This is a genomic window from Acinetobacter lwoffii, assembly GCF_024129435.1.
Taxonomy (GTDB): domain Bacteria; phylum Pseudomonadota; class Gammaproteobacteria; order Pseudomonadales; family Moraxellaceae; genus Acinetobacter; species Acinetobacter lwoffii_F.
This window is the reverse complement of sequence record NZ_JAMXXN010000022.1, coordinates 1-21,014: the sequence shown is the minus strand read 5'-3', so window position 1 is coordinate 21,014 and position 21,014 is coordinate 1. Positions and strand designations below refer to the sequence as shown.

Sequence of the window (21,014 nt, the reverse complement as noted above, 5' to 3'; positions counted from 1 at the left end):
TTTTTAGGCTGGTAGGCGGGATTTTTGATAAGCCCACCACAGCGCAAAACACAATAGACTGATCGCGATACAAAAGCTGATTACGGCGAAATCCAGCCCCCAGTGATCGGCCAGATAACCCACGGCAATGATGGGGACAATAGTGCCCAGATAGGCAATAAATAGATAGGTCGACATGACTGCTGCACGGTTGTCTAAGCTGGTCATTTGATGAATCAGGGCAAAAGCACCCATCAGGGCAAAACCATGGCCAATTCCAAAGAAAATATCACTGATAAAAAATAGCAGGCTGATTTTCGAATACATACATAGCGCCAAAATCATCAGGCTCAAGCACATCATCATCAGACCGATATTCAGACATTTAGAGGCTGCGACGGCTTTAGCCATAAATTGCACGATCACTGAAACCACTAAGATACTGGTAATGGCCAGTCCGCTGACCAGAGGGCCATGCCAAGGTAAAATATTGCGGACAAAGGACGGCGACAGTGAAGCAAACAGGCTAAAAGCGGCAAAGGCACTAAAAGCCGTCACTGCAATAATCATAAACACACGATGAAACTGCACTTCAGGTTGTTGCAGTTTAGGCGCCATGCTAAAGGGCTGCGCCTCAAACTTGGGTGCTTTGATCCAGGACAGGCCAATCAGACACAGCACGGCACCCAGAATAATCGGTAAATATGGCATCACCAAAGGGGCAGCGGAAAACTGCGCAATCACACCACCGACCAAGGGTCCCAAACCAAAACCCATTGCGGTGATGATTGAAATCAATTGTGGTGCAGTGTGTTTATGGCTTTCTGGGATAGTATGCATCAAACCCATCATGGCAGAAGTGGTCATCAGGCCCGATGCAATCCCAATAATAAAACGGCCAATCGAGAGGATCAGTGCATTCTGGGCAAAAACGGAAATGATGAGACCTAACGTGATCAGTGCCAGACCAATTTGCAGGGTCCGTAAAAATCCGATGCTGTTACTGGTCCTGCCCAAAAACAACAGGGTCGAGAGACAGCCAAACATATAGGCGACAAAAATGTAGGTGATCTGGCTGGGCAGCAAATGCCAGAGCTGTTGATAAATCGGATAAAGCGGACTGGCCAAAGCGGTGCCAATCGTTCCCATCATTAAAGCCAGGCTGACCATCAAGAACGGTCGCCAGCTGGTCGTTATTGTCATGAAAATGCCGTTATAGTGTTGATCCTTGGCCAATCCATGTCAGGGCGTAGCGAGGAAAATAGAAAGTGTCTGCAGTTTAGAGTGGATACAGAAAATCGGTCAAGGTTGAATTAGTAAGATGTTTATCATTTAAGATATTTTAATTATATAAAACAATTATTTATTATGAATATTGGTGTTATTTTTAGATATGTTGAAGTTAAATATAATTCTATGCATTATGTTCCACGTGAAACATTATGAGCATATTTAACTGGGTGTAAACAGTAACATAAATGTTTGAGAAATTTAAAAGCAGAGCGATTAGAATCAAGTCATATTCTTATCCAATTCATGTAGAACATTCATGTTAAAAAAAACACTGATCATTAGTTTAAGTACATTCGTATCAAGCTTCGCATTTGCCAATATTGATACGGTACAAGCTAATTTGGCAAAAAACAGTCCCGATTTAAAAATTGAAAATATTCAGACCACCGAGATGAAAGGCATCTATAGCGGTTCCATGCAGGGCCAGGTGGTTTATCTAAATGAATATGCCAAACATCTGATTGCCGGTCCGATGCTGCGGATTCAGGATCAACATAATCTGACCCGTGATTTAATGTTGAAGCAAAATAGTATCGACTGGAAAAAATTACCGCTTCAGGATGCTGTGAAAAGTGTAAGAGGTACGGGTAAACGTCAGATTGCGATCTTTTCTGACCCAAATTGCCCGTATTGTAAAAAGCTTGAGCTAGAGCTGAAAAAACTGAATGACTTGACCATTTATATCTTTATTCTTCCTTTAAAACCCCAGTCGGTTGCTCCTTCAAAACAGGTGTATTGCGAGTCTAATCCAGCTCAGGCATGGGAAGATCTGATTGCTCAAGGGATTCAACCTAAATCGAAAAAAACTTGTACCAATCCGATTGAGCGGAATAAAAAACTGGCTCAGTCTATTGGTGTGAATGGGACACCTGCAATTATTTTTTCCAATGGTTTTAAGGTAATGGGCGCCTATCCAGCAGAGCAGATTGAGCAGATTTTTAAAGAATTCGATTTATAAAAATTAAATAATGATATCAGTCGTTCAATATAAAAAAAGCACCTCATTGGGTGCTTTTTTATTAAGGTGATTCAGTCAGCATCAGCTTGATTTAGACCGTGCGGCGTTTGGTCACCATATTATAAATAAACAGAATAATCACAGCACCAATCACGGAAGCAATCAGACCTGCTGCGGAATCTGCCGAATACAGACCGAGCATACGGCCACCAAAAGTCGCCAATAAGGAGCCGGCAATACCCAGCAAGGTGGTCATGATAAAACCTGCCTTGTCATTACCCGGGTGAATGGCACGTGCAATCAGACCTGCTACAAAACCAATGACGATCGCCACAATAATTGTCCACATATGCATACTCCTTCTTATCATGTCTTTGTTTTCACATCTGTTTAATCATCTTGAAACAAAGTCAGGATCATAAAAAGTTGAATCCTGAAACGAGATGTTATTTTTTGTTCCCGATTTTCTGTCTATTTGAGGTATAAAAAAAGTGGCTTATGCCACTTTTTTCAACCTGATTTTAAAGACCGATTTCACCAATAAATGGCAGGTGACGGTACTTCTGGTCATAGTCTAGGCCATAACCCACGATAAATTTATCTTCAACCTCAAAGCCCATAAATTCGACCTTCAAATCGATTTCACGACGCGATGGTTTACTTACCAAAGTACACAGTTGAATCGAGTTAGGTTCACGGGTTTGCAGGATTTCGAGTACCTTGCTTAAGGTGTTGCCTGAGTCAATAATATCTTCAACGACTAACACATCTTTACCACGGATTTCACCGTCTAAATCTTTCAGGATTTTTACATCACGTGACGATACCGTGCCACCGCCATAACTGGACACAGTCATGAAATCCAATTCATGCGGTTTTGAAATCACACGACATAAATCAGCCATAAAAATCACTGAACCACGTAATAAACCGATGAGCACAAGTTCTTTGTCACTATTGGCATAGTGTGCATTGATTTGAGCACCAAGCTCTTTGACTTTAGCTTGAATTTCTTCAGCGGAAATCATTACGCTCATTTGGACGGTCATGGGTAGATACCTAAAAAGTAAAAATAGCAAAATAAAAAAGGTGTTGACCTGCAACACCTGAATACGTCGCAATTTTAATACATCCCTAGTAGAGATGCACCTGTTTTGCTGGCTGTAAATGTAATCATTTTTTAGCCGCGGCTGAATCGCGTTTCAGTAAAAAAACACAGCCCAGCGCCATTGCAGACAGGAGCAAGTATTGACGATGGCGGGGTTTTGTCGCTTTATTCACTGGCTGCTGCTTTGACATAGACGGCTACTCCATAGACATAGGTGGCTGCAATATTACGGTCATCGCCAAGCATGGTCAGTGCAAAAAATGCATCTTCAATATTTTTAGCTCTGCTCTGGCGTAACTGCTGTAAGGCAGTGGCATTGAGATTCAGCACCACAAAGTCGGCTTCTTTGCCAATATTAAAGTTCCCTAGGCGATCATCCAGACTCAAGGCTTTGGCACCGCCTAAAGTGGCATGATACAAGGCCTCAAAGGCGGAGAGTTTTTCGCCCTGCAACTGCTGCACCTTATAGGCTTCATTCAGGGTTTGCAGCTGATTAAATGATGTTCCTGCTCCAATGTCTGTGCCTAAGCCGACTTTGACCCCTTTGTCCCAAGTTTTTTTCAGGGGAAATAAGCCACTGCCAAGGAATAGATTTGAGGTCGGACAGAAAGCAATGGCGGAGTCGGTCTGATGCATACAATCCCACTCCTCATCTTCCAGATGCACGCAATGCGCGAAGACGGATTTACTGCCGGTTAAACCATAATGATGATAAACATCCAAATAACTTTCACGTTCAGGAAAGAGTTCTTTTACCCAAGCAATTTCATTTTTATTTTCACTTAAATGGGTATGTACATAGACATCCGGATATTCGGCTTTGAGCTGTCCGGCTTTTTGTAGTTGTTCAGGTGTTGAGGTTGGTGCAAAGCGTGGGGTAATCGCATACAGGTTCCGCCCCTGTCCGTGCCATTTTTCAATCAGCGCTTTAGAATCTGTATAAGCTGTTTCTGCTGTATCTGTTAGTGCTTCCGGAGCATGACGATCCATCAAGACTTTACCCGCGATCAGACGCATATTGCGCATGGTTGCCGCATTAAATAAAGCATCTACGGATTCAGGATGAACGGTACAAAAGACCAGTGCAGTGGTGGTGCCATTTTTAAGCAATTCCTGCACGAAAAATTCGGCAATTTTTTCGCTATAGGATGCATCTTGAAACTGGATTTCAGTGGGGAATGTATAGGTATTTAACCATTCCAGCAGTTGTTCACCATAAGCCCCGACCATTTCCGTTTGCGGGAAATGAATATGGGTGTCGATAAATCCGGGAACAATCAGTTGATCTGGATAGTGTTGTAATTCAAGGTCGGTAGGAAGTCGTGACTGCCCTTCTTGCCAAGGACCAAACCACTGGATCTTACCTTCGTGAATGATGACTAAACCATCTTCTACATATCGCACTTGGTCGTGTATATCACGTGCTTGGGCAACTGTATTCTGAATGTCGAGGAAGCGACCACGGATCGCTGTCGTTGCAATTACAGAAGACATTTTAAACCTACGCTTTTTGATTTTTTCGATTGATTGTAGCTGAAAAAATTGCCATGTTTGTATGAACATTCATATTTAAATAGTGATCCAGATTCTTTTATGACCCCATCCAATTATCATGATCAATTTCAACAGATCGTGCGTGCGCAGCCGACCTTAATGCGCATCTTGCATCAGTTAGCACAATTGCACTCTGAAGCTTATGTCGCAGCGGGTGTGTTACGTCATGTGATCTGGGCGCATTTACATGACTGGGAATATGAAATGAATCATACTGAGGTCGATGTAATTTTCTATGACGAAAATAAGCAGGCTCGCGCTATAGAACAGCAACTTGCAGATCAGTTAAAAGACTATTTTCCAGATATCTGTTGGGATGTGACCAATCAAGCCTTTGTACATGAGTGGTATCGTACCGATCAAAATGAAAGTATTGAGCCTTTAACTTCAATTAGTCATGCGCTGTCATTATGGCCAGAAACTGTCACGGCCTTGGCACTGCGCCTGAAAGATGATGAGTTGGAGTTGATTGCCCCTTTCGGTTTAGCAGATTTATTTGAGTTAAAGCTGCGTTGGAATCCGAATTTAGTCAGTTATGCCGTGTTCGAACAACGCATGCTGAGCAAACAGTTTTTGCAAAAATGGCCCAAATTATCCCTGATAGAACAATAAAAAAAAGCCTGCTGATGCAGGCTTTTTTGATGATTACTTTTTACAGGGTGGTTTCGTTATATTTCTTGCTATGACGAATCGACAAGATCGCGGTCACAGTCAGGACAATCACAATAAAGCTCAAAGAAATCCAGATCGGCATATGGAACACATCTAGCATCAGCATCTTAAAGCCGATAAAGACTAGAATGATCCCGAGGCCATAAGGCAGATAATGCATTTTTGAGGCTGCGCCCGAGAGCAGGAAGAACATTGCGCGCAGGCCTAAAATCGCCATCAGGTTTGCAGTGAGGACAATGAAGGGATCGGTGGTGACGGCAAAAATAGCCGGAATAGAATCGACGGCAAAGATGACATCAGAGGCTTCAACCAGGATCAGGACCAGGAACAACGGCGTTGCCCAGAGCAAACCATTTTGACGGACAAAGAATTTGTCGCCCTGAAGTTGCGGGGTAATACGCATATGTTTACGCAGCCATTTTAGAATCGCCATATCTTCAATATTGCTGTCTTCTTCATGCTGACCACGCAGGAATTTGAAGCCGGTATACACCAGGAACGCACCGAAGATATATAGAATCCAGGAGAATTCCTGCACGAACCACGCGCCAATAAAAATAAAGATAGTTCTGAGCACAATCGCACCCAGTACGCCATATAACAGCAGCTTGCGTTGCAGTGCGGGTGGAATGGCGAAGGCCGCGAAGATCATCAGCCAGACAAAGACGTTATCAATCGCCAGGGATTTTTCCAGCAGATAACCGGCAAAGTATTCCATGACCTTGGCATTGGCAATTGCCGTGCCTGCGGTCTGCTCCAGATACAGCCATAAGCCGCCACCAAATAAAGTCGCGACACTGACCCAGGCAATACTCCAGTAGGCAGCAGTACGGACTTTAACTTCCTGACCATGCTGATGCTTAAAGCCGACAAAATCGATTATCAGCATGACTGCGACAATCGCGAAAAAGACGAGATACAGCCAGAGTGTACCAATGGTTTCCATGTGAATTCTCCACATCGGACAACTAGCCATAAAAAAACCTTGACCAGTTGCCAGATGAAAAACATCTATAACAACATGATCAAGGTCTTGCCTACATCTTACTGTTCCACTTTTTTATATAAAGTGTGACTTCAAGATGCTCAGATACCGACTTTTTGCAAAGTGTAATGACGATATTCTGACACGTTTAAAAATTGAAATTTCATTCTTAAACGCTTGGAGGAGGCTACTCCCCTTGTTCAAACTAAATTTTATTTGAGCGGTAGCTCAATGTGCAGCAAGCATGACAGATTTTTGCTAAGACTACAATTTCATTTACAAAAATCATGCTTCAAGGCGCTTTCTTACCTAAGAAATCCGGACGCTGAATCAGGTATAAGCTGATCAGAAAACCCAAGCTGGCCAGGATTGCTCCTACCCAGCCAATACTATGTAATCCGATATGTGCCGTTACCAGACCGCCGAGTAAGGCACCGCCACCAATCCCGACATTGTACAGACCTGAAAAAATTGCCATGGCGACATCAGTCGCATCGGAGGCCAGATTTAAGGTCTTGGCTTGTAGGGCCAGACTAAACCCAATAATGCTGATGCCCCAGATTAACGCCAGGCTATTAAGTTGAAATACACCCTGAGACAGTGGCAGCAATAACAGCAGCGAGATCCCTAGCCCCAGTGTAAATAGTGGAATGGTGAGTCGGGGAAAATGTGGTGCAAAACGACCAAATACATAAGACCCGATCAGGCCCGCACCGCCATAAATTAGCAATAAGCTGGTGGTCTGCGCAGAGCTGAATTGTGCAATATTCAGCGCAAAGGGTTCAATATAACTATAGGCGGTAAATTGCGCACTAATCACAAGCACGGTAAGCGCAAAGACCAGCATCAGGCTGGGACGTTTTAGTAAGCTTTTTAAACTGCTGAGTGAACCTGAATTGACACTTGGCAATAAAGGCAAGGTTTTGGCCAGCAATACGCACACCACGCTCGCCACAATCCCAATCAAGGCAAAACTATTGCGCCAGCCATAGGCCTCCCCGATCATCCGGCCAAAGGGAATTCCCAGGACCATCGCCATGGCGGTACCGGTAGCCAATAAGCCCAATGCCTGAAATTCTTTGCCCTTTGGCGCAACCCGCACAGCAAGCGATGCCGTAATTGACCAGAACAGTGCATGTGCCACGGCAATACCAATTCGGCTCAGCACCAGAATGCTAAAGCTCCAGGAAAAATAGGACAGCACATGACTGAAAATAAACACCGCAAATAAAACCATCAGCAGAAAGCGCCGTTCAATATTCTTGGTCAGTAACATCATTGGCAAAGACAACAGCGCCACAACCCAGGCATAAATTGTCAGCATCCACCCGACCTGAGTCGGTGACATGGCAAAACTGGTACCAATATCACTTAATAGCGCCACCGGGATAAATTCGGTGGTATTGAAAATAAAGGCAGCAGAGGCTAAAGCAATCACACAGACCCATTGACGCGTCACCGAGGAGGTGGAAGAAAAGCTGGACATACATATCTGATAAAAAGAACCGGCTCGCAGTTTAAACCTGTTGAGCAGAATGCGGTATTGGTCAGAAGGACAGATTCACAATCCTTTAAAAGAAATCTAACAATAGAGCAGGGAAAAATATGTCAGTCTGGCTTAAAAACAAGGAGAGGATCGGCATGTTGATCGAGCATCAGCAACAGGACACTGGAGGTTTATGGTTTGTAGAGCCAAATGAAAAACGTCTGGCAGAAATGAGTTATTCAAGAGTAAATGAAGATCAATTAGCGATTGAACACACCTGGGTCGATGACAGCCTACGCGGACAGCACGTCGGGTATTATCTGGTCGAGGCCGCTGTGAATTTTGCCCGTGAACACGGCATCAGGATTATTCCAAAATGCCCTTTTGCCAAATCCGTGTTCGAGCGAGAGCCTCGCTTTAATGATGTTTTATAATTTTAAAATGACAACAAAGGTTTAGATTCGTATGGAAATTAAATATCAAGATTCAAAACGTGGTGGTGTATTTTTTATGGAAGCTCAAGGACGCCGCCTGGCGGAGATCACTTATCAATGGCGGGGCGATGCCGTCATCATTGCCGATCATACCTGGGTCGATGATTCCCTGCGTGGCCAGGGTATTGCCCGGAAAATGCTAGATGTACTGGTCGATTTTGCCCGTGAAAAAAGTTTAACCATTATCCCGCAATGTTCCTATGTGGATGTCATGTTTAAACGTGACCGAAGTCTGGCCGATGTCGCAGCAACGACTATTTAACCATCCAAGGGGATTTCCCGAAAGATAAATGCAGTTTTTCTTTCAAGGCAGGAATCAATATAACCTGTAACAGGGTATATAAACCGAAACCTGCCATCACGCCGGTCATGCCCCAGAAAATTTCTTCAAACTGTTGCAGCATTACTAAAATTGCCATGATCAGCAGATAACTGGCATGAAAATAAATGCGATGCCCAACAAATTTCAAGATCGTCCAGCTAATAAAAATTGAACTGATCAGCAGATTGGTTTGAGCGCTGAATTGCCAATTATTTAAAGTGATGATCAGGATAAAACACACACATAACAAGGCGAGGGTTAAAATCAGATCTTTTAACATCAAGTGATCCTCATGTTCATGGTAGGTGTATGAAAATATTCGTTTAATAATTTAGGCACTATTGTTAAAAGTTTAATCCAGAAATGCAAACTGAAAACCGTGTAAGCAAAAACGGATATTTGCTTAAAAAATAGTCGACTTAATTTAAAATTATTGATTAAATTGTGTTTTTAATTCTTCCCTCTAGAGAGATGGCATGATGCTACAGCTTTGCTATGCCAGTGAACGCATAGAATCTGAACAAGAGTTGTTACAAGATTTGAGCGATATTTTGGCCACTGCCCGGAAGTTTAACCTTCAGCATCAGATTCATGGGGTGTTGTATTATTCCCATGGCAAATTTTTCCAGTGCCTTGAAGGTCAGGCTGAAGTAGTGGAAAGTTTATTTCAGAGCATTTGTCAGGATGCCCGCCATCATAGTATCTTGCGTTTTGCAGATGCGATGGTAGAGCAGTCTCATTTCTCGGAATGGTCAATGAAATATGTGCATAAACACAGTGAAATTTCTTCTTTATTTTCACGTTTAGGTTTGAAGCAATTTGATCCACATGCCTTGCAGCAGTCAGGAATTGCCGAATTCCTCAAAGTGCTGTATCGCCTGGAAGAAAATCAGGCCAGTCTGGCATCGCCAAAAGGCTATAAGCAGCGTGGTTATGTCCCCTATTTCTGATCTGAGGGGTAAATGCTGAAAATAAAAAAGTCCGCATAGCGGACTTTTTTTGTCTGATGTGGATTAGCTCATGTCAATCATGACTTTTAAGGCCTTTTCATCGGAGGCATGTTTAAAGACATCATAGGCTTTTTCAAAATCGGCAAATTTAAAATGATGGGTCGCCAGTTTTTCTAGGGGCAATTTTCCGGAACAGCAGGTTTTCAGCAGCATTCCTGTGGTATTGGCATTCACCAGACCGGTGGTGATGGTCAGGTTTTTAATCCAGAGTTTGTTCAGTTCAAAACTTACCGGTTTACCATGCACGCCGACGTTGGCAATATGCCCGCCCTCTTTCATAACATGCTGGCAAATATTCCAGGTAGGTTCTACACCTACTGCTTCAATGGCACAGTCGACCCCGCGCCCACCGGTAATCTCTAGAATCTTTTGAATGGCATCTTCTTTGGCAGAGTTGATGGTATGCGTCGCGCCGACAGTCTTGGCAAATTCCAGCCGGTTATCATCCATATCCACCATAATAATATTGGCAGGTGAATAGAACTGTGCGGTGAGCAGACAGCTCATGCCGATTGGCCCTGCCCCGACAATCGCGACATTGTCGCCCGGTTTGACATCGCCATATTGCACGCCAATTTCATGTGAAGTTGGCAGGATATCTGAAAGGAATACGGCTACATCTTGATTCAGGCCCTCGGGTAAATGATAAAGTGAGGTATCGGCAAAGGGCGTACGTACATATTCGGCATGGGTGCCGTCAATCATATAACCCATGATCCAGCCGCCTTCGTTGCGGCAATGTGCATACAGCTGTTTCTGGCAGTTTTCACAGGTTCCGCAGCGGCTGACACAGGAAATAATCACCCGGTCGCCCTTTTTGAAGTTCTGAACGGCGGAACCGACTTCTTCCACAATGCCAATACCTTCGTGACCTAAAATACGCCCCTTAAAGCTGCCCTCTTTTCGCGTGGCCTCTTGCTCAATTTCCGGGTTTTTACCTTTCCAGATCCCGAGATCGGTACCGCAAATGGTGACTTTTTCGAGTTTAATGATGGCATCGCCGGGATGCAAAATGGTGGGAACCGGGCGGTCTTCAAAGCGGATATCATTTGCGCCGTAATAGACCATCGCTTTCATCGTTGTCATGACACATCTCCTAATGGAGTGAGGAATGAGAATGACCTGACTCAGCGAGAATAATGAACGCCTCGATTGCTTTTATACAGTGACAGCGATGGGCTGATTTATGATCTGGCTTTCAGGCCTATAGATACCTGTGTTCTTCTCGATTGTGCCTTGAGTAATATGGCGCTGCAATCAGTCTTGTGTACAGATTGCAACAAAAGATCATCCGAGATAGTTTAGAGATAAATCTGCTCTTTGGGTCAATGTTTAAATCATACGATTGCAGGATCAGAACAACTGTTCACTTTTGCTGAAGCAAGGTTTTAATATGCTAAAAAAAGCCCGCTAGGCGGGCTTCTTCACTTCACTTAAATCTGTTTTATGCTTGTAAAACAGTGATCAGCTTCTGATGCAAACCACCAAAACCGCCATTCGACATAATTACTACGGCATCGCCCTCACCTGCTTCTGCCACCACGGTCTGAATGATGTCATCCAGTGTACGTGCAACTTTGGCCTTGTTTGGCGCAGCCTCAATAACAGGTTGCAGATCCCAGTCCAGTCCTTCCGGTTGATACCAGATCACTTCATCGGCCAGACGTGCTGAATGAGCCAAGCCATCTTTATGACTGCCCATGCGCATGGTATTGGAACGCGGTTCAATAATCGCCCAGAGTTTGCGTTCACCCAGACGTTTGCGCGCGCCTTCTAAGGTTGTATCAATCGCGGTTGGATGATGGGCGAAGTCATCATAAACCTCGATACCACGGACTGTGCCTAACAGTTCCATACGGCGTTTCACACCACCAAAATTGGACAGCGCTTCACAGGCGGTTTCAATCGATACGCCGACATGTTCAGCAGCGGCAATGGTGGCCAAGGCATTCGCCACCGAATGCTGCCCGGTCATATTCCACTGTACTTCGCCTTTGACTACGCCCTGTTGCAGGACTTTGAAATGTGAACCATCTGCTGACAATTGTTCTGCATAAAGTTCAGATTTTTCGTTGGCATCTAGACTGGTGCGCACTACAGGCGTCCAGCAGCCCTGCTCCAGCACTTCATCAATATTGCTTTCAGTAATCGGCGCGATAATCCGGCCTTCACTTGGAATAGTACGAACTAAATGATGAAACTGTTTTTGAATTGCGGCCAGATCATCAAAGATATCGGCATGGTCAAATTCCAGGTTATTTAAAATTGCGGTTTTTGGATGGTAATGCACGAACTTGGAACGCTTGTCGAAGAAAGCAGAATCGTATTCATCGGCTTCGACACAGAAATATTTCCCACCACCGAGACGCGCACTTTCCGAAAAGCCCAATGGCACACCGCCAATCAGAAAACCTGGCTCCAGACCGGCTTGATCCAGTACCCAAGCCAGCATCGTGGTGGTCGTGGTTTTACCATGTGTTCCGGCGACACCCAGCACGTGTTTACCTTGCAGAACATGATCAGCCAGGAACTGCGGACCTGAAATATAAGGCAGACCTGCATTCAGCATATATTCGACTGCATCAATACCACGCTTCATGGCATTGCCGACGATCACCAGATCCGGATGAGGCTGTAAATGACTGCGGTCATAACCCTGCATTAAAGTGATGCCCGCATTTTCAAGTTGGGTCGACATGGGTGGATACACATTCAGGTCTGAACCTGTTACCTGGTGGCCCAGATCGCGTGCAAGTAGCGCTAACGAGCCCATAAAGGTGCCACAAATACCCAAAATATGCAGATGCATCTACTTTACTCCGTTCCTGTCTGACCCATCACTTTATATTGGTGCTGTTGTCATGATTTATTCAATTTGCAAGCAACGATAGCAAGGCTTTAGCTGAAAAGATAGTGAAAATTCTGGCCTTGTTGTGGGATTTTTTAAATCCTGTTTCACGGATAAATTCAAAGAAAATTTCAAAGCGATGCAATATCTTTTCGCCAAATAAACCGTAAAATAAGTTCGACTTTTTTGCAGAGTGCATGCAAATGCTGCCGGCTTTATTTCTTCTGGTAATTGCCAACTGTTTTATGACCCTGGCCTGGTATGGGCATTTAAAATTTTTGCCGCATGATGCACCGCTCTGGCAAGCGATTTTGTTCAGCTGGGCCATTGCCCTGTTTGAATATAGTCTGATGATTCCAGCGACCAAATTACTGGAGCAGCAAGGCCTGGCAGTCGGTCAAATGAAAATCACCCAGGAAGTCGTGACCTTACTAGTCTTTGTTCCTTTTATGATTTTTATGTTTAAACAGCCCTTTAAACTGGATTATCTCTGGGCTGCTTTATGTCTGTGTGGATGTGTCTATTTTGTATTCCGCAGTTCCTGAATGGCTGCAAGTGTGACTACTACCCTATTTTTATTACAGTTTTTGAAAATTCGATAAAAAAACAAGAAAAATCGAGCCTTGCTTTGACCGTTAAATTTTATGAAGCTGAATTTTCAGTCTATAATACGCACTCCTATTCAAGCTTGGCTCTCTCGTCGAGATTTATCTTTATCTCACTTTAATCTCTGGAAAATTTGCAATGAATGCGGCTGCTGCACAAGATACTCCTCTCGTAGGTATTATCATGGGTTCTCAATCAGATTGGGCAACTCTCGAACACACTGCCAATATGCTCAAGCAGCTTGGTGTCCCATTTGAAGCCGAAGTTGTTTCTGCACACCGTACCCCAGACCGCCTGTTTGAATATGCCGAGCAAGCGCGTGATCGTGGTATTCATGTAATTATTGCCGGTGCAGGTGGCGCAGCGCATTTACCGGGTATGTGTGCAGCGAAAACTGATCTTCCAGTTTTGGGTGTACCGGTGAAATCTTCGATTTTAAACGGTGTTGATTCATTGCTGTCTATTGTGCAAATGCCAGCCGGTATTGCGGTGGGTACCTTGGCCATCGGTCCTGCCGGTGCCACCAATGCTGCCATTATGGCCGCGCAAATTCTGGGTTTGACCCGTCCAGAAATCGCAAAAAATGTTGCAGATTTCCGTGCAGCGCAAACAGATAAAGTGGCAAGTAACAATATTCCAGGCCAAGCTTAAGTCGAGACACAGATTATGGATAAAACCATCGGTATTTTTGGTGGCGGTCAGCTGGGTCGTATGATGGCGCAAGCGGCACTTCCATTAAATATTCAATGTACATTTTTTGAAGCCAGCACAGACTGTCCTTCTGCTGCTTTGGGTCCGGTGATTTCGAGCCAGGCTGAAAATGGTCTGCAAGACTTTATTAATAGTGCAGATGTATTTAGCCTTGAGTTTGAAAATACGCCACTTACAGATGTTGATGTACTGACGCAAAGCAAGCAACTGCATCCGCCGCGTCAGGCTTTGGCGATTGCCCAGCATCGTCTGTCTGAAAAAGCCTTGTTTGATGAACTGGCTATTCCGGTTGCACCGTACAAAGCGGTCACTTCACTGGAAAGCTTAGAGGCTGCTGTAGCTGAACTGGGCTTGCCGATCGTACTGAAAACCTCGCGTGGCGGTTATGATGGTAAAGGCCAATTCGTTTTACGTTCGACCGATCAGATGGATCAGGCCTGGGCAGAATTGGGCCCTGCAGGTGAGCTGATTGCAGAAAGCTTTGTCACCTTCTCGCGTGAAGTTTCAATCATTGCAGTACGCGGCCAAGATGGTGATGTTAAAACCTGGCCATTGGCGGAAAATCATCATCATGACGGCATTCTGTCGCACTCGATTGTGCCAGCACCGGACAGTACTGACTTGCAGCCGGTAGCACAAGAATACATCACTCGCCTGCTGAATCATCTGAACTATGTCGGTGTGCTGACCCTTGAGTTGTTTGTGACAGACAATGGCCTATATGCCAACGAGATGGCACCACGTGTGCATAACTCGGGTCACTGGTCGATTGAAGGTGCAGTATGTTCGCAGTTTGAAAACCATGTGCGTGCCGTGGCAGGTTTACCTTTAGGTTCAACTGAAGTGATCCGCCCAACTGTCTTGGTGAACATCATTGGTCAGCATCCGAAATCTGCAGATGTACTTGCTCTGGAAGGTGCACATTTGCATCTTTACAATAAGTCAGAGCGCGAAGGCCGCAAGATTGGTCACATTACCCTGATGCCAAATGACAGCGCGCAATTGTCTGTACTTTGCCGCCAACTGGCGAAAATTTTACCGAATCCATTGGCATTGAGCGAAGATATGACCATCTAGGCTTTAACTTGCTGATAAAAAAAGCGATCACTTCGGTGATCGCTTTTTTATTTGTCTGCTTTCAGGCATGATTGCGCCTCTTCAAAAATACCTGCCATTGGTCGGATCAGTTTTTAAATCAATTGCTTATAAACTGATCAATTGAGTATAAATATACCAATTCAATAAAATCTTATTTACCGCTGAATTTTGTCATATTCATTTGTGGATAAGCCTAAAATCAAAGTTTGAATTTAAAACTGGAAAGTGGTTTTGAATTTAAATTCATAAAAACAAATTCGAATTTAAATCGGACTTTGAATTTAAACTTGCGCTTTTAAATTCAAAAAAATATGAATTCAAATTTAAAACTGGATAAATAAATTCAAAGTTTTGAATTTAAAAATATTAGCCCATTATTTAAATGAATTTAAAAGAAAAACTAGTGTAATTAGAGCATGTTGATGATCGAGAGTCGCTTTTCCTGAAACAAGTTATCCCTAGTAATTTTTAAATTTAAAACTGATTGCAAGTGTTTTGAATTTGAATTTAAAAATCCCGCTGATTTGAATTTAAATCAGGCTTGTGGATAACTCATGTTTAAATTTAAAGATTACAAAATGAATTTAAAAGTGTAGGAATTATGGATTTAAATTTACGCATTGGCGCTTTAATTTTCATCATGAGCTGCTAAGGTAGAAACATAATTCAAAATCTAAATACTCAAGGGTCTTATGCAACGGCTTGCACTTTTTATTGGTTCTGTGGTCTTGGCTGCTTCACAGGCACAGGCTGAACTTATTATTAATGGTCAACGTGTCACGCCGACTGATTTGACCTCTAGTTCAAATATCCCGAATTATGCCTCCCAAAATAATTTTCAAAACTGTCTCACCAATTTGCGCAGTCAAGCTGTTGCTAGAGGTGTAAGCGGCAGTACCTATGATCGTTATACCCAAAACTTAAGCCCTGATTATTCAGTGATTGAACGCCTGAATTACCAGCCTGAATTTTCTACCCCAATTTGGGATTATCTGTCTGGTTTGGTGGATGAAGAACGGGTTCAGCTCGGCCGGCAAAAATTACAGCAACATCGTGAGGTGCTCAATCGTGTTGCTGCCACCTATGGTATACCTGCAGAAACGGTAGTTGCGGTATGGGGTGTCGAAAGTAATTTTGGTGATATTTCGGGGAAATATCCTTTATTACAGGCTTTAGGAACTTTGAGCTGTGAAGGTCGTCGCCAGAGTTATTTCCGTGGTGAGTTTTTTACCACTATGAAACTGTTACAGCGTGGCGATGTGCGTGAAGAACAATTAAAGGGTTCCTGGGCAGGCGCATTTGGTCATACCCAGTTTATGCCATCGACTTATGATGAGCTTGCAGTTGATTTTGATGGTGATGGCCGACGTGATCTAGTTTCGAGCATTCCGGATGCACTCGCATCAACTGCCAACTTTTTAAGCAAGCGTGGCTGGCAGAGCGGACAGCCTTGGGGTTTTGAAGTCAAGATCCCTCAAGGCATGTCGGTTTCCGGTGAAAGCCGAAGAAATAAAAAATCCTTGAGTAGTTGGAACAATCAAGGGGTGGTACGTGCCGATGGTTCGGCATTAATTCAAGGGAATTTATCACAATCCTCTCAAGCAGGATTACTTGCACCTGCAGGCCCGAGTGGCCCAGTATTTTTGGTATTTAAAAATTTTGATGCCATTTATAGCTATAACGCGGCAGAAAGTTATGCCTTGGCGATTGCACATTTATCCGATCGCCTGCAAGGTAAAGGTTCATTTATGGCCACATGGCCTACTGATGATCCGGGAACTTCGCGTGCAGAACGTCGTGAGATCCAGCAATTTCTGTTAAACCGTGGCTATGATATTGGTGCAGTGGATGGTCTGATTGGAGATAAAACCCGTCAGGCGATTCGTCAGGAACAGCAGCGTTTGGGCTTAAGTCCTACAGGTCGTGCCGGTCAGCAGATTCTGCGTGCTTTTAGAAATGAAAATGCCAAACGCATGATGCAATAAAAATATTGAAAACGAAAAAAGGTCTGCATTCATGCAGACCTTTTGTGATGACTGTTTTTGAGTAGCTATTATAGTCATGCAAGATAATAGTAATTCGCTGAATTTAAACAGCAGTAATGGTGCCGAGGACGCGATAGCCAGCGGCACCAGTGACTGCAGGCAAGTTACCATTCAGCTGGTTCATAAAACGCATGGCCAGCCAGGCAAAGGCAGTAGCTTCTACCCAGGTCGGACTGAGGCCCAGATCGGCGGTAGTCTGTACGCTCCATTCATGTTTGCGCAGGCGCCAGCGCAACTGCTCCAGTAAATGTGAGTTGTAGGCACCACCACCGCAAACAAAAACCTGTCCGGTATCCATGCCAGAGCGGTAAATTGCTTTTTTAATGGCTCGGGTGGTGAGCTTTAATAAAGTCGCCTGTACATTTTCCGGAGTGTCTTCCAGTTCATCGTATTGTAGGTCATTGCGCCAGTCGGCAATCTGTTCATCTAGCCATTCCAGATTGAAATCTTCACGACCAGTACTTTTCGGAGGTTCTTTGGAGAAGAATTCGTGTGACTGCAAGCGATCGAGTAAACTGCGAATCGGGGTGCCATATGCTGCCCAGTTACCATTTTCATCAAAAGGCTGGCCAGTATAACGGGAACACCAAGCATCCATCAGGATATTGGCCGGTCCGGTATCAAAACCATATACCTCTTCAGGCTTCCCGGCAGGCAGCAGGCTGACATTGGCAATGCCACCCAGATTTAAAATTACCCGGTGAATGCTGTCATGCTGGAAAATATCCTGATGAAATGCCGGAACTAAAGGTGCTCCCTGACCACCTGCCGCCAGATCACGACGACGGAAATCTGAAATCACCGGAATCTGAGTAATTTCAGTAATGATGTTCGGGTCACCAATTTGCAGGGTGAAGCCATGTTCAGGACGATGCCGGATAGTCTGGCCATGCGAGCCAATCGCCTTAATTCTGGATTTATCCAGGTTATTTTTTTCAATCAGCGCATTAATACCATGACCAATCATTTGTGCCAGTGCAACATCAGCCTTGCCCAGGCGGTCAATTTCATTGTCATCTGGCAAGGTCAGTGCCATCAGCTCATCCCGAAGGTCAGGATCAAATGCCAAAGTGAGTGTGGCATGAAGCTGGAGTGGATCAAAAGAAGCAGCAACAATATCGACACCATCCATGCTCGTGCCGGTCATTACCCCAATATAGATCGCTGTCATGGTTATTCTTAAGCCTGCAATATGCTGAAAAAGTGTTAGTATATCGCACAAATTGAGTAACTGATGTATTGGATTTTGTGATGTCAAATTTCCTGCCGGCTGAAGAACAACTTGCCCTCATTCAACGAGGCACCCACGAAATTATTTCTGAAGAAGACCTTCTCAAGAAATTAAAATTGAATCGTCCATTAAAAATTAAAGCGGGTTTTGACCCGACTGCACCTGATTTGCACTTGGGCCACACAGTTCTTATTAATAAGTTAAAAGTATTCCAAGACTTGGGTCATGAAGTGTTGTTCCTGATTGGTGACTATACTGCGATGATCGGTGACCCAACCGGAAAAAGTGCTACACGTCCGCCATTGTCACGTGAACAGGTTTTAGAGAACGCTAAAACATATCAAGAACAAGTATTTAAAATTCTTGATCCAAACAAAACCAAAGTGGTGTTTAACTCGGAGTGGTTTGCACAAAAAACTGCGGCTGATTTAATTCAATTGGCATCACAGCAAACGGTTGCACGTATGCTTGAGCGTGATGACTTCACCAAGCGTTATAACAATCAACAACCGATCGCGATTCATGAATTTTTGTACCCATTGGTACAAGGCTATGACTCTGTTGCGTTGGAAGCAGATGTTGAATTGGGTGGTACAGACCAAACCTTTAACTTGTTGATGGGTCGTACCTTACAAGGTCGCTATAACCAAGAAGCTCAAGTCTGTATCACAGTGCCAATCCTTGAAGGTTTAGATGGCGTCAACAAGATGTCTAAATCTTTAGGTAACTATATTGGTGTATTTGATGCACCGGGCGCGATGTACCAGAAAGTGCTCTCAATGCCGGATGCATTGATTGAGCGTTATTTTGATCTGCTGAGCTTCAAAACCATTGAAGAAATTCAGCAACTATTAAAAGAAGTGGCAGAAGGCCGTAACCCGCAAGAAGTCAAAAAGATTCTTGCACTGGAGCTGGTTGAGCGTTTCCATGGTGCAGAGGCGGCTGCCAATGCGCATAAAGGCGCGGGCAATATCATTACTGAAGGTGAATTACCCGAAGGTACGCCAGAAGTAACTATTTCACGTGGCGAGTTTGGTGGGGAAATCTTTATTACCTCGATTTTACGTGAAGCCGGCTTAACCAAAAATGCAGCCCAGGCTAAGGATGCATTAGGCCGTGGTGCAGTGAAAGTGGATTGGCAGACTGTAGATACGACCTATTCTGTGAAAGAGAACGTAACTTTGATTGTTCAGGCCAGTAAAAAAGCAATCGCTAAAGTCACTTTTATTGACTAAAAAACGGATAAGTTATTGAAATAAAAGCAGGCTTCGGTCTGCTTTTATTTTTTAAGTTGTATATGAATTATATAAATATAGAAATTCAAAAAAAACCTTATAAAAACAACATTTAAATTTTGCCATTTGGCTTGCATTTCTGGTTTTTTGTGTATAAGATTTATTCGTCTAGAGATTCCGTGAAAAGCATATCTAGAGGGTAATGATCAATAACAGACAACTCCATAATTGATCAGGTCTCTAAATAAAGAGACAAGTTAATATAATGTGAATAACTATAATAATGACATAATGGATCGGGTAAAGATTCAATTCTAAGGAGGAGATTTTGGGAGAGATCTCTTCCTTTTTTCTTTATTATTGCGTAATCAAGATATAAATCTGCATGCCTGCTTTTCTCGTTGAGCCATCAAACTTAAAATTAACCAGTAAATTGAACTTAGGTGAATGACCCTAAGAATGAGTTCATTTCAATTGACTCCAAAATGACTCGAAAAGAAAAGTGCAAAACATAAAAAATTAAGGCAGAGGTGATTGAATGTATCGCTTTCCAACAGAAAATATTTTTGATGAACAAATCGATTGCATATTACGGTTCTTATTTGAATACCAGCCGGTCGAACAAAAACAGCAACTCTATGGATCTGTCTATACTTTATTTATGCAGCTTGATCTGGCCGCGCATTACTTTCTATTTTCCCTGATTGAAGAGCAGTTACCGCGACGCGCGAAATTATTCTTTATTGCCGAGGATTATCAGGGTAAGAAAGACATGACTGTAGAGGTCATGCAACATTGGCGTGGACAGCAACAGCAGGAAAAAGTCGCTTAATGCAAAATAACAGACTTTATCTTCTATATATAAGTGATCTACGCATGGTCTTGGGATTCGAAAAACTAAAAATGAATACCTCTGCTATATAGCAGCCTAAAAATAGGCTTTTATAAAAGCCTTGTACGTAAAAAATAACTCATCAATTGAGGAGTCTAGGATTTAGATCAGTTTATTGGACGAGATAGAATAATTTTGGTTTTCTTTTGATGAGCTAATTTAAATAAAAGATAAGATTTGAATGTCAAAAGGCTAAAAATACTGTTTTAAATATTATTGTGATAGTTTTTAGGTCTAAATGAATTTTCAGTTATAAAAATAAAATGACGTGTTTAGTGGGTTTATTGCATAAAAACGCTTAAAAATTAGATAAAAAAGCGATTTTTCAGTAATTTTTGTAGAAAAAAAAGACATACGTGAAAAATATAGTGAATTGGGGGTTGCAATGATTCTGAAATCCTCTAGAATGCACCCATACCGACGAGATAGACGGAAACGAACGAAGCAGAATGGCGGAGTTGTTGAGTTTATCGAAGTCCAGCTTCTG

21 protein-coding genes are annotated in these 21,014 nt (G+C 43.3%); 11 read left to right on the top strand and 10 right to left on the bottom strand.

Annotated features, from left to right (window positions below):
* Positions 1-3: 3 nt before the first annotated feature.
* On the bottom strand, positions 4-1,182 hold the full coding sequence (locus tag NI455_RS12310) for an MFS transporter (RefSeq protein ID WP_435574934.1): 1,179 nt from the start codon (positions 1,180-1,182) through the stop codon (positions 4-6).
* Between the two features lie 346 nt (positions 1,183-1,528).
* On the opposite strand from NI455_RS12310, the gene NI455_RS12305 reads away from it, so the two are divergent.
* Positions 1,529-2,230: a DsbC family protein gene (locus NI455_RS12305; RefSeq protein ID WP_253114436.1), complete on the top strand. Its 702-nt coding sequence runs from the start codon at positions 1,529-1,531 to the stop codon at positions 2,228-2,230.
* A 91-nt stretch (positions 2,231-2,321) separates the two neighbouring features.
* Here the strand turns inward: NI455_RS12305 and NI455_RS12300 are convergent, their stop codons facing one another.
* The 3 genes from NI455_RS12300 to guaD form a co-directional block, all read right to left on the bottom strand.
* Positions 2,322-2,579, bottom strand: coding sequence for a GlsB/YeaQ/YmgE family stress response membrane protein (locus NI455_RS12300; RefSeq protein WP_004281926.1), 258 nt, complete (start codon positions 2,577-2,579; stop codon positions 2,322-2,324).
* Between the two features lie 172 nt (positions 2,580-2,751).
* Positions 2,752-3,279, bottom strand: coding sequence for a hypoxanthine phosphoribosyltransferase (gene hpt, locus NI455_RS12295; RefSeq protein ID WP_004647133.1), 528 nt, complete (start codon positions 3,277-3,279; stop codon positions 2,752-2,754).
* A gap of 224 nt (positions 3,280-3,503) precedes the next feature.
* On the bottom strand, positions 3,504-4,832 hold the full coding sequence (gene guaD, locus NI455_RS12290) for a guanine deaminase (RefSeq protein WP_253114435.1): 1,329 nt from the start codon (positions 4,830-4,832) through the stop codon (positions 3,504-3,506).
* A gap of 99 nt (positions 4,833-4,931) precedes the next feature.
* On the opposite strand from guaD, the gene NI455_RS12285 reads away from it, so the two are divergent.
* A complete protein-coding gene (locus NI455_RS12285) occupies positions 4,932-5,504 on the top strand; it encodes a nucleotidyltransferase family protein (protein WP_253114433.1) in 573 nt (190 codons plus the stop codon).
* A 40-nt stretch (positions 5,505-5,544) separates the two neighbouring features.
* Here NI455_RS12285 and NI455_RS12280 read toward each other — a convergent pair whose 3' ends face one another.
* Together NI455_RS12280 and NI455_RS12275 are read right to left on the bottom strand one after the other, a co-directional pair.
* The gene (locus NI455_RS12280) at positions 5,545-6,510 is read right to left on the bottom strand and encodes a TerC family protein (RefSeq protein ID WP_004728997.1); all 966 of its coding nucleotides are present in this window, start codon (positions 6,508-6,510) and stop codon (positions 5,545-5,547) included.
* 331 nt (positions 6,511-6,841) lie between these two features.
* A complete protein-coding gene (locus NI455_RS12275) occupies positions 6,842-8,035 on the bottom strand; it encodes a sugar transporter (protein WP_253114431.1) in 1,194 nt (397 codons plus the stop codon).
* A 155-nt stretch (positions 8,036-8,190) separates the two neighbouring features.
* Between NI455_RS12275 and NI455_RS12270 the strand changes: the two genes are divergently transcribed.
* Entirely contained in the window at positions 8,191-8,469 is a 279-nt protein-coding gene (locus NI455_RS12270; RefSeq protein ID WP_253114429.1) for a GNAT family N-acetyltransferase, read from the top strand.
* Positions 8,470-8,500: 31 nt separating this feature from the next.
* A complete protein-coding gene (locus tag NI455_RS12265) occupies positions 8,501-8,791 on the top strand; it encodes a GNAT family N-acetyltransferase (protein ID WP_191112714.1) in 291 nt (96 codons plus the stop codon).
* Here the strand turns inward: NI455_RS12265 and NI455_RS12260 are convergent.
* A complete protein-coding gene (locus NI455_RS12260; RefSeq protein WP_253114427.1) occupies positions 8,784-9,131 on the bottom strand; it encodes a hypothetical protein in 348 nt (115 codons plus the stop codon). The genes NI455_RS12265 and NI455_RS12260 overlap by 8 nt on opposite strands.
* 196 nt (positions 9,132-9,327) lie before the next feature.
* Here NI455_RS12260 and NI455_RS12255 point away from each other — a divergent pair, with 196 nt between their 5' ends.
* Positions 9,328-9,801, top strand: coding sequence for a BLUF domain-containing protein (locus NI455_RS12255; protein WP_191112715.1), 474 nt, complete (start codon positions 9,328-9,330; stop codon positions 9,799-9,801).
* A gap of 63 nt (positions 9,802-9,864) precedes the next feature.
* On the opposite strand, the gene NI455_RS12250 is transcribed toward NI455_RS12255, so the two are convergent.
* Positions 9,865-10,947, bottom strand: coding sequence for a zinc-dependent alcohol dehydrogenase family protein (locus tag NI455_RS12250; protein ID WP_253114425.1), 1,083 nt, complete (start codon positions 10,945-10,947; stop codon positions 9,865-9,867).
* Between the two features lie 358 nt (positions 10,948-11,305).
* A complete protein-coding gene (gene mpl, locus NI455_RS12245; protein WP_005252988.1) occupies positions 11,306-12,670 on the bottom strand; it encodes a UDP-N-acetylmuramate:L-alanyl-gamma-D-glutamyl-meso-diaminopimelate ligase in 1,365 nt (454 codons plus the stop codon).
* A 242-nt stretch (positions 12,671-12,912) separates the two neighbouring features.
* Between mpl and NI455_RS12240 the strand changes: the two genes are divergently transcribed.
* The 4 genes from NI455_RS12240 to NI455_RS12225 all read left to right on the top strand — a co-directional run bounded on the left by NI455_RS12240 (position 12,913) and on the right by NI455_RS12225 (position 17,109).
* The gene (locus NI455_RS12240; protein ID WP_253114445.1) at positions 12,913-13,254 is read left to right on the top strand and encodes a DMT family protein; all 342 of its coding nucleotides are present in this window, start codon (positions 12,913-12,915) and stop codon (positions 13,252-13,254) included.
* 199 nt (positions 13,255-13,453) lie between these two features.
* On the top strand, positions 13,454-13,966 hold the full coding sequence (gene purE / locus NI455_RS12235) for a 5-(carboxyamino)imidazole ribonucleotide mutase (protein WP_005094870.1): 513 nt from the start codon (positions 13,454-13,456) through the stop codon (positions 13,964-13,966).
* 15 nt (positions 13,967-13,981) lie between these two features.
* A complete protein-coding gene (locus tag NI455_RS12230; protein ID WP_005094872.1) occupies positions 13,982-15,103 on the top strand; it encodes a 5-(carboxyamino)imidazole ribonucleotide synthase in 1,122 nt (373 codons plus the stop codon).
* Between the two features lie 713 nt (positions 15,104-15,816).
* Positions 15,817-17,109, top strand: coding sequence for a lytic murein transglycosylase (locus NI455_RS12225; RefSeq protein WP_253114422.1), 1,293 nt, complete (start codon positions 15,817-15,819; stop codon positions 17,107-17,109).
* 103 nt (positions 17,110-17,212) lie between these two features.
* On the opposite strand, the gene NI455_RS12220 is transcribed toward NI455_RS12225, so the two are convergent.
* Positions 17,213-18,340 carry an anhydro-N-acetylmuramic acid kinase gene (locus NI455_RS12220; RefSeq protein ID WP_071851273.1) on the bottom strand — a complete coding sequence of 376 codons (1,128 nt, stop codon included), beginning with the start codon at positions 18,338-18,340 and terminating at the stop codon, positions 17,213-17,215.
* Between the two features lie 80 nt (positions 18,341-18,420).
* On the opposite strand from NI455_RS12220, the gene tyrS reads away from it, so the two are divergent.
* Together tyrS and NI455_RS12210 are read left to right on the top strand one after the other, a co-directional pair.
* A complete protein-coding gene (gene tyrS / locus NI455_RS12215) occupies positions 18,421-19,635 on the top strand; it encodes a tyrosine--tRNA ligase (RefSeq protein WP_005245575.1) in 1,215 nt (404 codons plus the stop codon).
* 538 nt (positions 19,636-20,173) lie between these two features.
* Positions 20,174-20,467 (top strand): hypothetical protein, encoded by a 294-nt coding sequence (locus NI455_RS12210; protein ID WP_004281895.1) that lies wholly within the window; start codon positions 20,174-20,176, stop codon positions 20,465-20,467.
* The last annotated feature ends 547 nt before the right edge of the window (positions 20,468-21,014 follow it).